The 14,060-nt window shown below is 38.8% G+C and carries 5 protein-coding genes; 4 read left to right on the forward strand and 1 reads right to left on the reverse strand.

The window, feature by feature from the left end:
* Positions 1–68 precede the first annotated feature (68 nt).
* From FBT53_RS08620 to FBT53_RS08635, 4 genes are all read left to right on the forward strand, one after another.
* On the forward strand, positions 69–4,169 hold the full coding sequence (locus FBT53_RS08620; protein WP_169630342.1) for a hybrid sensor histidine kinase/response regulator transcription factor: 4,101 nt from the start codon (positions 69–71) through the stop codon (positions 4,167–4,169).
* 203 nt (positions 4,170–4,372) lie between these two features.
* Positions 4,373–7,426, forward strand: a complete 3,054-nt coding sequence (locus FBT53_RS08625) for a TonB-dependent receptor (RefSeq protein ID WP_136950775.1) — start codon at positions 4,373–4,375, stop codon at positions 7,424–7,426.
* 17 nt (positions 7,427–7,443) lie between these two features.
* Complete coding sequence (locus tag FBT53_RS08630; RefSeq protein WP_136950776.1) at positions 7,444–9,003, forward strand: RagB/SusD family nutrient uptake outer membrane protein; 1,560 nt, start codon at positions 7,444–7,446, stop codon at positions 9,001–9,003.
* A 107-nt stretch (positions 9,004–9,110) separates the two neighbouring features.
* Complete coding sequence (locus tag FBT53_RS08635; protein ID WP_136950777.1) at positions 9,111–12,431, forward strand: FG-GAP-like repeat-containing protein; 3,321 nt, start codon at positions 9,111–9,113, stop codon at positions 12,429–12,431.
* 263 nt (positions 12,432–12,694) lie between these two features.
* Here FBT53_RS08635 and FBT53_RS08640 read toward each other — a convergent pair whose 3' ends face one another.
* The gene (locus FBT53_RS08640; protein WP_136950778.1) at positions 12,695–13,945 is read right to left on the reverse strand and encodes a glycoside hydrolase family 5 protein; all 1,251 of its coding nucleotides are present in this window, start codon (positions 13,943–13,945) and stop codon (positions 12,695–12,697) included.
* Between the last annotated feature and the right edge of the window lie 115 nt (positions 13,946–14,060).

Consider the following 14,060-nt stretch of genomic DNA (forward strand, 5'->3'; position numbering starts at 1 on the left):
ATTTTATTTTTCTCGTTAAAACTTAAGTTCAATTTTACAGTAAACAAGACTTACAAGCAATGTACCTAATGATGAAGCATTCAAAGCGCTTAGTACAACTAGCGGTCGTTATCTTACTTTTTACAACAAACATTGTTCAATCACAATTTGATCAAGAGGATTTTGAATTTCATACTGCTGAAAAAAACTTGTTTCAACGACCGGTAACGGCCATGGTCAAAGATCATAATGGTTTTATTTGGATTGGCACAGATGGTGCTGGCCTCTATCGTTTTAATGGTCTTTCATACACCTACTTTGGGCATGAGCTCAATAACAAAAATAGCATTAGTAGCAATACCATCAATTCATTGTTCGTAGATGCAAAAGGCGGTCTTTGGGTCGGCACCAACGCCGGTATGAGTAAATACGACAAACTCAAAAATGAATTTGTAAGAATCTCGAATAAGACATACCAAAACTCAGATAATTCTTTTATCAACGTACTCTGCTTTGCTGAATTTGAAGGAACTATTCTCGTTGGAACATATGACGGCATAAAAAAAATCGACCTATCCAATCTTTCCATAAAAAACTATGCAATCCCAGGAAATGCGATACTCGATTTAAAATTTTCAACCAAGGGCAACCTTTACATTGCAACCAATAAAGGATTAAAGACCGAACAATACTTTAATAAAGGTACCATAAAAGACCTACCGGTAGCTAGGTCGAAAAGTATCTTTAACATCACTAAACTTCATATAGACCAAAAGGAAAACCTTTGGATAGGAACTGTCAAAAATGGCGTATTTACGATCGACCTGAAAAAACCGAGAAAGACAGCAAAAAAAATCAACGTGGCCAATAACAAGGTTATGGCCATTACAGGAAATGAAAACACAACATTCATAGCTATTGAAAATGAGGGTTTGGCAATTCTGAATGATGATGGCAGTTTGTTAAAAAACTTAAAGTATGATCCAAAAAACAAACAGGGTATAGGGTCTGATTCGGTTTGGTCATTATTATATGACAACGAAAACAGGCTTTGGTTAGGTTATTATGAAGACGGCTTGGGTTTTCTCGACCAATACCATAATAAGTTCAAGGCCTTGAGAATGCAAGTTGGGAGTAATACGGTTCAATCCAATGACATTAGGGCTTTTGCCACTACGAGTAATGGTAATCTCTATATTGCCCAAACCAACGCCATCGATTATTTGAATACGACCTCAGGGCAAGTCACCGCAATTTACGGGAAAAAGAATACGTTATACACTGGTTTTCCGCAGGGTAATTTTATTGAAGACATATTCGTTGATAGTATGGATGGTCTATGGATTGCAACCTGGGGGAACGGAATTTATTGGTTAAAAAAAGGAAGCAAAACCTTCGTGAATTTCACAAAAAAGACTACTGGAGGGAAGCTTCGCACAGATAAAACCCAAAGTATTTCGGAAGATAGCCACGGTAGGGTTTGGATAGGTACTTTTTTAGAGGGCGTATGTTATTACGATCCGATAAAAAAAACGATAGAGATACCCTCTGGCGAGAAATATCAAAGTTCTCAATTGAATATTAAAGATATAAAGGTCATTCATCACGACAGTAATGGTTTTCTATGGGTAGGCACTTCTTCAGGGCTTTACCATATCAACGTTGCTAAAAAAACTGAATTTGATGTCGTTTCACACAATAACGCGATTTCATCAACTTTTGGTGGCCACCCGAGTTCCAATCAGATACTCGATATATACGAAACCCAAGACGGAACGGTTTGGTGCGGAACCAATGGAGGAGGTCTTTTCTCTTATAATCGAGAAACAAAAGGTTTTGAACGATTTAAGCTAGACGGTCAAGATTTGACCTATGTAAACGCAATTTATGAACCGGTCAAAAATGAACTCTGGCTCAGCAGTAAATTGGGTGTTCTAAAAATAGAAAGAGCGTTAAACAAAGTCACCAATTTTACAGTTCAAGATGGCCTTTTGAAAAACTTTCTTGCCGATGGGGCAATCGTTTTAGCAGGGGAAAACATCTTATATCTGGGCACAAAAAATGGACTAAACACAATTAATCCGAAGAACATACCTTCAAATCCAAATCTACCCAAACCTTATTTAAAAGGCCTACGAATTTTCAACAAAAAGGTAAATAGTCAAGATAAGGATAGTCCGCTACAAATCAGTGACAGTAAAAACACCGTCAAATTAAAACACCATCAAACGGCATTGACCATCGATTATGGTTCCATTAGTTATACGAGACCCGGCAATAATCAGTACGCCCATTACCTAGAAAATTTTGATGACACCTATAATTATGTCGGTACATCCACAATGGCAACATATACTAATTTAGAACCTGGAGATTATACCTTTTACCTCAAAGTGTCAAATAATGATGGGCTTTGGACCCCAGCCACAACCATTTTAACCATTGAAGTATTACCGCCATGGTGGCAAACCAAATGGGCGTACCTACTTTTCTTTATTCTGATTGGAGCACTGGTCACTACGATTATGTTATCCTACAGAAAAAGAATAGAAATAAAAAACACCCGCAGACTTGAAAGGGAAAGAAGGAAACAGAAAGTAGAACTCCAACAGCAAAAACTCCAGTTTTTCACCAATATCTCACATGAGTTCAGAACGCCGTTGACCCTTATAATAAATCCGATTAAAGAGCTACTGAACATGAACCAAAGCGAGTTCACAAAAAATGTTCGTGAGAAACATCAAATCATTCATAAAAATGCAGATCGTTTGTCAAGGCTTATCAATGAGTTGATGGATTTTAGAAAATTGCAATCCGATAAACTTCAACTAATGCTAAGTCATTTTAAATTGACCGAGCAGACAAAGAACATTCTAAGCTTTTTCAACGAGGAAGCGCAAAGAAGGGCAATTCGTCTTGACCTTAAGTATGATGATATTAATCTTGAGGCATACGCCGACAAAGGCTTATTGGATAAGATTTTCTTTAATCTGCTTTCAAATGCCTTTAAGGTTACCCCAAATAATGGTCGGATCCAAGTAGAAATCCGCTCTAAAGGGCAAACAGTCTTACCGAACATAAATACCGAAAAATCGGTACCCGTCATTGAAATAAGCGTAAAAGATAGCGGTCCTGGTATAGATCAGAAAGAGTACAAAAAGATATTCAACAGGTTCTATCAAATTGGGGAGAAGAACAAAACCTATTACGGAAGTACAGGAATCGGTCTTGAAATGGTAAAAAGCTTTGTTGAACTCCATAGAGGCATTATTGAAGTAGAAAGTATTTTAGGTAAGGGATCTATATTTAAAGTTATCATACCACATGGCGAAAAGTTCTTTGAAAAAGAATTGAATAAAACTGAAAAAACTACAATTGCCATAACGCCGAACACGATAAAATCGAAAAAGAAATATGATGTAAACGAGATATTGAGCGTCAAAGAAAGAAAAAAGACGCTGCTGATTGTCGAAGACAATCTAGATCTTCAAGATTATATAAGTTCAATCTTCAAGAATGAATATAAATTGGTTTTGGCATCAGACGGGCAAGAAGGTTGGCTAAAAAGCATTGAGCATGAACCTGATTTAATAATAACAGATGTTATCATGCCCATAATGGACGGTATTGAATTTTGCAAAAAAATCAGAAATAACGAAAAACTAAGGCAAACCCCAATTATCATGCTGACGGCCAAGGCCCTACCAAAAGATAGGGTCAAAGGCATTCAAATCGGTGTCGATGCTTATGTGACCAAACCATTCGACAAAGAAGAGCTAGAAGCAATCGTTGCACAACAACTTAAGAAAAATGACCTCTCCAAACTACAGACGGTAGCTGCAACACCAGAAAAAGAGCAAAAGAATCTTGTTGATTTTGATAATGATTTTATGCAAAAAGTAGTTGATTTTATTCAAAGTAACATCGACAACCCTGACCTAAATGTTGAAATGCTATCCTCACATCTTTGTCTCAGCAGAAGCCAGGTTTATCGAAAAGTAAAAAACCTGACCGGACTATCACCGATAACTTTTATTAGAAGAATACGGTTGGAAAGGGCCCGAACATTACTGCAAAATGACACAAACTTGAATGTAAGTGAGGTTGCCCATGGTGTAGGATTCTTATCGGCTTCATACTTTACCGTTTGCTACAAAAAACAATTCGGCGAACTTCCAAAAAGGGGATAATAGGGGCATTCTTGAAAGACATTCATTCTTTATAGAGCCAACAATTTCAATGTTATGCAACATTTGCTACAAACATTGCATCAAATAGATTATAGCTCAATTTTCAAGTAAAAGTAACTTGCGCTTTAACAAATTTTAACGTCTTTTCCTTATCACTAAAGTGAAAGGGTTTAACCGAAGATTCAATTAACACCTTTTAGAAAATGCTGAAAAAATTAAGTTTTGTGTTGCTACTATTGTTGTCAGCGCAAATGACATCTCAAGAAATAACCGGAACAGTAAGCGATACTGATGGGCCGCTTCCAGGAGCCTCGGTCTTCGTAGAGGGCACCTCCAATGGTGTGGTAACTGATTTTGATGGCAGGTACTCCTTAAAAGGGGTAAGCAACGGCACCACAATTATATTTTCTTACGTAGGATACAGCCGGCAAGAAATCAGCTACACCAATCAAACTGTGCTTAATGTTACTTTACAAAGGGATTTGGTCAGTTTAGATGAAGTCGTACTAGTGTCATATGGTAAACAAAGAAACACACCTGTATCTGTCGTAGATGGTGAAGAGTTAAGTGAATTTCCTACTACGGACATTGGGCAGGCACTTCAGGGAAGGGCAGCCGGTGTTACGATTACCAATGGTGGTTCACCCGGTTCACAGACACTGATTCAAATACGCGGTGTGAATACCTTTGGAGATGGTACCCCACTTTTTGTTGTTGATGGGGTTTTCACTAACAGTATCAACAGTATTGATTTAGCAAGTATTGAAAAAATAGATGTACTGAAGGATGCCGCCTCATTATCGGTTTATGGATCAAGGGGTACCAACGGGGTAATTCTCATCACCACCAAAAAAGGTAAAATCGGCAACGCCTCTTTTACCGTTAATGCCTCTAGTGGAGTACAAGAATTTAACGACCGTTACGACGTTTTAAACACACAACAATACATTCAGTTCTTGCGCGAAGTCAACGCTTTGGCCGGACAGCAAGGTGGGCCTGATTTTCCTGTAGATCGAATTAACCTAGACCCAAACTTTAATGGCAACGGGGTAGATACCAATTGGCAAGATGCCTATTTTAGACAAGCTCCTATTTATAACATTAGTGCTAATGTGAACGGCGGTAGTGAAAAGGCTAGATATAATGTTGGATTTTCAAGATTGGATCAACAGGGAATCTTCATTGACACTGGATTCTCAAGAACCACACTAAATATCAATACCGATGCCAAAATCTCAGAATGGCTCGATATAGGTCAGACCCTATCATTGGGACATAATAGAACGGTATCACCAGAACGCGATGGTGGTCGTGATCCTTTTCAAAATATACTAGGAATGGCACCCTACATCGAAGTTGGAAATCCTGTGGATGGCTTTGGGGGTACTACCGAATTGGATTTAAACGACTCTCGAAATCAAATTAGAATACAGAATAGCCAAGATAACCTTACAAGGTTTTCATCAGCAATCGGTAGCGTCTTTGTAAATGCTAAAATATTTGATGGACTTAGTTTTCGTTCCCAATTTGGATTGAATGCGAGCCTTTTATTACAAGATAATGAGCGCCGGGCATTTGCTGAATTAGGCACTTTTGCTAATCCAATTAATTTTGTTGATAAAATACGACAAACGACAACTCAAACCATTTTTACGAATACCTTGGCATTTGATAAAGACTTTGGTAAACATTCTGTCAATGCCTCTGCTGTGTTGGAACAAACCCAAATCAATTTTGAATCAGGATTACTTTCGGATAACCAAGAAATCTCTTCAGAAATCCCTGAGATTTTTTCTCCGAACGCCAGTTCTCTATCTTTTTCGGTACCAGAAAATTTAAATTCCGTTCTCTTTCTTGCAGGATATGAATTTGATAATCGGTACTCCATCAGTGGCTCAGGTCGAAGGGATACTTCTTCACGCTTTTCGCCAGAGAATGCCTCACAATGGTTCTTTTCAGGTGCTTTTGGCTATGATATATCAAATGAAAAGTGGTTTGACGTTGATTTTATCAATAGTTTTAAGTTTAGGGGTAGTTATGGGGAGACCGGTAACAACAGAACAGGTAACGTAGTGAACCAGTTTCTTCCCACCTTAGGCCTAAATCTACCTACTGTATTAAATGATGTGGTAGTTCCTGGGATTAGTCCTAATAATGCAGCCAATCCTGATTTACGTTGGGAAACACAAATCAAACAAAATTATGGGTTCAGTTCTGGATTTTTATACGACCAGATTCAATTCAGCATGGATTATTTCAAAAACCGTAGTGAAGATTTGTTAATTCCAGTGGAATTGCCTTCATCAGCCGGTATACCAGGTAATTCACAAACTGGGGCAACAGTAATCAGAAACGTTGGAATTGTTGATGTCGAAGGACTAGAGCTGACATTGGGTTATAATGACTACAAAGGTGAATTTAAATGGAATTTTTGGGCAAATGTAACTCGGGCAGAAGCTAGGGTAGAACGCCTCGGACTGGCGGGTGAGCCTATTGAACGTGCACGCTTGAATCCGCCTTTTGCATCTGCGCTAAACCGATTGGCAGTTGGTGAAGCCCCCTTTCACTTTTTTGGATTAGTAGCTGACGGTGTCTATTCAACACAGGCTGAAATTGACGAAGCATTACCCAACAACGGAAATACAGCGGTTCCTGTGCAACCTGGTGACGTTCGTTACCGTGATATTAACGGTGACGGCCTTATTGATTTGGATGATAGAGCCGTAATTGGTAATCCCAACCCAGATTTTACCTACGCCGTTAACTTAAGAGCGGATTACCGTGGATGGGATTTTGATGTACTTTTCAATGGGGTACAAGGTGTTGATATATTGAACAGTAATGTATTTTATTTGGAAGGATTGGATAATGGATTGAACTACGGAACACAGGTATTACGTAGATGGCAAAACCCTGGAGATATCACTGATATCCCAAGGTTTAGATTCGGTAACAATATCAATAATGAAATATCTTCTAGATATATTGAAGATGGTTCATTTCTTAGATTGCGTAATGTGACTGTAGGGTATACCTTCCCCAATACCATGGTTAATAAATCTGGGAATGGCTTTCTTAAAAAGTTCAGAGTGTATGCACAAGGGCAAAATTTATTAACTTTTACAAATTATTCAGGTCTTGACCCTGAAGTTGCACCTTTCTATAATGCAGCTGGCCTGGTTGATGGTCTGGGCATAGATCGAAGTGCACAACCACGACCGATTACCGTAGTTACAGGAATTCAATTAGAGTTTTAATAAAAAGTGTGAGAAAAATGAAAAAAAATAGTTTTAACCTTTTAAAGTGTATCCCTTTTGCGGCACTACTTTTTGTAATAGGCTGTGATAAGGAAGTGCCTGTTGAGAATACCAATGCGCTGAATCCAGAGATTTTCTTTGAATCGTTGACCCAAGTTGAGGCTGCAGTGAATGCCAGCTACAATCAATTTCAAGTACTGTATCAACGTAATGGTTATATCTTGCAAGATGCTATTTCTGATGAAGTACTTTCAAGTGGGGATCCCAACTATGCACCGTTCAATCGATTTGAGTTTAATCCAACTTTAGAAAACATCGCCCAGTATTGGACATCGTGTTTCAATGGTGTTGGAGCCTGTAATTTTGTTATTGGCAACGAAGAAAGAATGCGTACAACTGCAGATTTGCCGTCCAGCGATTATACACAATCAGATGTAGACAATGCCCTTGGGCAAGCATATTATCTTAGGGCTTTATATTATTACCATTTGGTAAAACGCTTTGGAGGGGTTCCATTAAAGGTTGAATTAGAAGAAGCTACTGTGGATTCACCTAGAGCTACAGTAGATGAGATTTACGCACAAATTATAGCAGATTTGCAACTTTCTACCCAATTGACCTTTCCAAAAGGAACTTCTGTAGCTGGTCGGGTGACACGTGAAGCAGCTTTTGCCATGTTGGGCAAAGTATATTTGCATCGCGAAATGTACATCGAAGCACGAGAAGCTTTTAACAATGTAACCAATCATAGCTTATTGCCACTAGAAAACTACGCCGATAACTTTAATGCTTCTGGCGAATATAATGACGAATCAATGTTTGAGATAGGATATCAAGTTGCTTCAGGAGTAGGTACTGATAGCGAACGTTGGGCTCAGACTGGTATCGGTACTTCAGAAATAACATTTAGGTCACAAGATTACACTGGATGGGCGAATGCCAGACCTTCAGATAAAATGATACAAGAATTTGAAGAGGATGATCCTAGACTTGAATTCGCCATTTTGGTAGATAATGAAAATACCTTCTACGGCCCAGATTTTTCCCTCCAGTTTCCGTGTCCCGGTTGTGTGGGAGCGCCGGCATGGTATAAATTCTCCCAATTGTATGACGAAACAAATGTTTCTGAAAACAGTGGTGTAAACGTTCGAATCATGCGCTATGCAGATGTAATTTTAATGCGTGCTGAGGTAGAATTGAACTTGGGGAACACCCAAGGTGCAATAGACCTATTGAATGAAATTAGAGATCGTGCAGAAATGCCACGATACGGTACCGCCACTATGGATGCCAGAGGCTTTCAAGTAAATACACCAGAACAGATATTTGAGGCCATTGTCCATGAAAGATTTGTAGAACTTTCTGGAGAACAACAGCGATTCGATGATCTTGTTCGATGGAATCTAGATGATCAAGAATTATCCTTTTTCCCGGATGCTAATTTTGACAATCCAGATGAATCGTTACGTAACGTTCGCGTTTATGATCCAAATGTGCATCGCGTGATGCCCATACCACAAAATGAAATTGACGCCAACACTGCATTGACTGAGGCTGATCAAAACCCTGGATATTAATTGTTCGAGTTAGTTTAGTTATTTCACAATCAATGGGCGAGAATATAAATTCTTGCTCATTTACTTTTTAGTAAATTCAACGATAGAACAAGAAGGAAAAATTGAAAATGCAGAAACTGAAGATTTACTTTCTCGCAACTCTTTTCGGAATCATTTTGGTATTTGGCTGCAAAAACAAAACTGAACAAGGTGCAGATAAATTGCCTAAAAAGGCAACCCCAATATTTTCAAAACTTTCGTCAGATTCGACAGGTATCCACTTTGAAAATCAACTTACAGAAACCGATAGCCTCAACTACTTTACCTATCCTTACATTTATATGGGCGGTGGTGTCTCAGCAGGCGATGTTAACAATGACGGCCTTATCGATTTGTTCTTTACCGGGAATATGGTTGCTAATAAGCTTTATTTGAATAATGGCGATTTGAAATTTACCGATATTACCGATAATGCATCTATTGAAGGTGACACCCGTTGGTACACAGGCACAACCATGGCCGATGTAAATGGCGACGGCCTTTTGGACATATACTGCTTGGTAGCCGGTCAATCAGGCAACAAACAGAACCAACTATTCATTAACAATGGGGATAACACGTTTTCTGAACAAGCTGAAGCCTATGGCTTAAACGATGAAGGAAACAGTGTTGATGCCACCTTCTTTGATTTTGATAACGATGGTGACCTTGATGTATACGTTGCAAACTACCCTATTACCCCTTTCGAATACAACAGCTTTAATTACAAAATGCGCATGGATCGGGTAACCGATACCGAAACCGACAATCTCTACAGAAATGATGGTAATCGCTTTACTAAAATAACAGCATCTTCGGGTGTAAAAGAATATAGTCTTTCACTTAGCGTAACAGCATCGGATATTAATCAAGATGGGTGGACAGACCTTTATATTTCCAATGATTTTAGCACGCCTGATTGCCTATACATCAACCAAAAAGACGGTACGTTTAAAAATGAAATTAAGACTGCCACTGCCCATACTTCCTTCTATGGTATGGGGGCTGATATTGCCGATTTCAACAATGACGGCTTGCTGGATATTATTCAGATGGACATGGATGCCGCATCTAACCGTAGGTCAAAAGCCAATATGGCCAGTATGAACCCTGAACTGTTTGCCAATATCGAACGGGTCGGGTTTCAATACCAATACATGCAAAACAGTTTACAGTTGAATACAGGCTACTCAGAGGATGGTGTTCCAAAACTTAAGGATATCTCCCGTTTGGCGGGAATATCTTCAACAGATTGGAGTTGGGCACCGCTGTTGGCCGATTTTGACAATGACGGTCACAAAGACCTTTTCGTTTCCAATGGAACCCGTAGGGAAATCAACAACAAAGATTATTTTGAAAGCTTAAAAGGTGAAAAAAAACATGAAGACAGTCTACTTGTAAAAAGTCTGCGTATTCCTTCAGAACCCATTGATAATTTTATATTCAAGAATAACGGCGACCTTACTTTTACAAAAAACAATAAGAATTGGGGCATTAATGATAAAGGATTTTCCAATGGGGCCGTTTATGTAGACCTTGATAATGATGGAGATCTTGAGCTTGTTGTGAACAATATTGACCAAAAAGCCTCAATTTTCAACAATAACAGTTCAAAAACAAACAATTATCTCGCTTTAGAACTCAACGGGCCTGATGGAAATAAATTGGGTATTGGAGCCAAAATAAAGCTGTACCATAACAATACACATCAATTTCAAGAACTAACATTAAGTAGGGGTTTTCAATCTTCCGTAGCGCCAAGAATCCATTTTGGATTAGGAAAAGATGAGCAAATTGACAGCCTTTTGGTCATCTGGCCCAATAAGAAAAAACAAAAACTGGTAGATGTCAGTGTAAATCAACTTTTAACCGTAGACGTTCTAAATGCAGCGGAAAAATTCTCACCAAAGGAAACCAAACCATCATTATTTTCAAATGTCGATACTCCTCCTGCGCTTTATAAGCACAAAGAGAATGTTTATGATGACTTTAAAAAAGAAATTCTCCTGCCCCATAAAACCTCACAATTTGGACCAGGGTTGTCCGTTGGGGATTTAAACGGAGATGGATTGGATGATTTTTATATTGGGGCGGCCAACAAATATCCTGGCGGCTTATTTTATCAAAAACAAGATGGTTCATTTGAGCAACAAAAATTCAAATTATTATTGGAGGATAGGATGCACGAAGATATCGGGTCCTTAATTTTTGATGCCAATAACGATGGTTATAACGACATCTATATCGTGAGTGGAGGTAATGAATTTAAACCCGGGTCACCACTACTTCAAGACCGTTTGTACATCAATCAAGGTGATGGAACTTTTGTGAAAAATAAAAACGCACTGCCACGTATAACAGAAAGTGGCAGTAGGGTCTATGCCGCAGACTTTGATAAGGATGGTGATTTGGACCTCTTTGTTGGTGGTAGGTTAATACCGGGCAATTATCCTTATCCATCAAACAGCTACTTATTAGAAAATATAAGTAAGGGCAAAAATGTCAGGTTCGTTAATAGTACACCGAAACTTGCCCCTGAACTTACTAGAATTGGTTTAGTAACATCAGCGCAATGGGCAGACTTTGACAAAGATGGTTGGCAAGACCTTGCCGTTACCGGTGAGTGGATGGGTATTAAAGTCTTTAAGAATGCCAAAGGAAATGGCTTTAAAGAAGTTACCAATGACTTAGGGTTGGAAGACACCGTTGGCTGGTGGTTTAGTTTAAAAGCCGATGATATTGATAATGATGGGGATATTGACCTTGTCGCAGGAAATTTGGGAGAAAACTATAAATACAAAGCCTCCGAAGATGCCACCTTTGATATTTTTCTAAATGATTTTGATGGTAACAGAACCAATGATATTGTTTTAAGCTATTACAATGATGGAGAACAATATCCGGTGAGAGGGCGCGAATGTAGCTCACAACAAATGCCAAACATCAAAAAGAAATTTGAAAACTATGATGCGTTTTCTAAGGCAACATTGATAGATGTTTATGACGAGAAAAAATTGGAAAACAGTATTCATTACACTGTAAAGTCTTTTAAAACCGCCGTTTTTGAAAATGTTGACGGAAAATTTGTTCGAAAAGATTTGCCGCTCCAAGCACAAATGGCGCCTACGAACCAAATTTTAGTTTCTGATTTTGATAACGATGGAATAAAAGACCTGTTACTTGCTGGTAACCTTTTCGCCTCTGAGGTTGAAACTCCAAGAGCCGATGCTGGTTTTGGTTCTTTTTTAAAAGGGTCAAAAAATGTAGCTTTCGATGTCTTGGGTGCATCACAAACCGGTTTGTTTGTTGATGGTGACGTCAAAGACTTGGCCATGATAACCATTATGGGGAAGAACTATATTCTTGTTGCCAACAACAATGATTTCTTGGACTTTGTTGAAATTCTTTGACTAAAGTAGAGATCTAATTGAAAAGCACGGGTTTTAAGATTTCTCTGCTGCAATTCTAACGGGTCGCTAAGTGACCAAGCTCGAAATGACACTATTTTACCGATTGATTTTGAAAACAAAAGCACCGAATATATAGAACTTACATTACTAACTTTTAATCGACTTGCACAATCTCAATAAAAAAAGGGATGCCTAAGTAAAGTATACTCAGGCTTCCCTTTTGAACTATACAACTGTTAAAACAGTTGAAAAAAAGTTAGAATTTATTCGTTCGCTCGAATCAAGATATCCGCAATGTTATCAAAAGTAAAGGTCATATTATCTCGATCAAATATGGCCAATCCGTCCCTGTTCGCACTGGTGTCCCCATTGTCCCACCAAATACTTGCAAAGCCCCGTTCTGCTGCTAGTTGCGAATAGTATTCTGCATGAGCTAAACGGTCTTCAATATTATTTTGATTAGCAGAACTCCATTCACCTAAGACCACAGCCATGCCCCTGTCTGAAAACCTAGTCTTGATTCGGTTCATTTCTGCCAATAAATCTGCTCTATCTTGACTTGATCCCCATGTAGTATCCGTACCTTCTAAAGTAAAAGGGAATGGAAAGTAAGAATGTAATGAAACCATTGTATTTGGGTCATTATTAGGAATAATAAGGGCATCCATGGCAACTGGCACCGTACTGGCCGCATAGGTAGAGATCATAATTTTTCTAGTCTCGTTATTGCCACCTGTCGCCCTTATGGCATCAAGACTTACTTGATGGTAAGCATTTACCATGTCTCTACCTTCAACTGTTCCTCCTGACCATTCTTCAGGGGTGTTTTCGTGACGAGGTTCGTTCAAGGTTTCAAAAATCACGTAATCACTGTAATCTCTAAACCTCACTGCAATCTGCGTCCATAATTTCGCAAGACGGTCTTTAACTCCATCACTTTCGGCTTGAGTTGGAATAATCCAAGGATCATCATGATGCACATTTACAATAACATACATATCATTCGCCCTTGCATAATTTACAACTTCTTCAACCCTATCCAGCCAAGCAATCTCAACTGCATAGTTTGGAGCATCACCTTGGTGAAAACGCCATGTTACGGGCAACCTTAAGGTTGTAAAACCACGATTGGCAACTGCGTCAACCATCTCTTTAGTAATTCTAGGATTTCCCCAGAATGTTTCGTCTGGCCCCTCAGCATCAAGGCTATTTCCTAAATTCCAACCCGTCTTCATTTCCGCAGCGAACTGGATAGGTGTTAAACCTCGCATTACGCCATTATCAAAATCACTTCCGTCGCTTTCAAGGTCATCACCATAAACAGTAACATCTACTTCTTGAGAAGTGTTGTCGCTATTATCATTGCTGTTGTCACTATTACTACCACCATCATTTGTATTGTCAACAGGTTCTTCTGTAGACTCCATATTGGGTACTGTGACTACCTCAACCGAATCTGAACTGCATGAAAAGAAAAAGACTACGGATAGTGCTACTACGATATAATTCCTCATAAAACCAATTTTTATGTAAAAATAGTTTCTGCGGAAATGACTTTAAATCAGAAATGATGTAAATGGTAGAAGAAATGTTGCATCGCTCCAATAGAGGTGTAGAATACCCTTACAC

The organism is Flavobacterium sp. ASW18X, from assembly GCF_005144745.1.
Classification (GTDB): Bacteria; Bacteroidota; Bacteroidia; order Flavobacteriales; family Flavobacteriaceae; genus Croceivirga.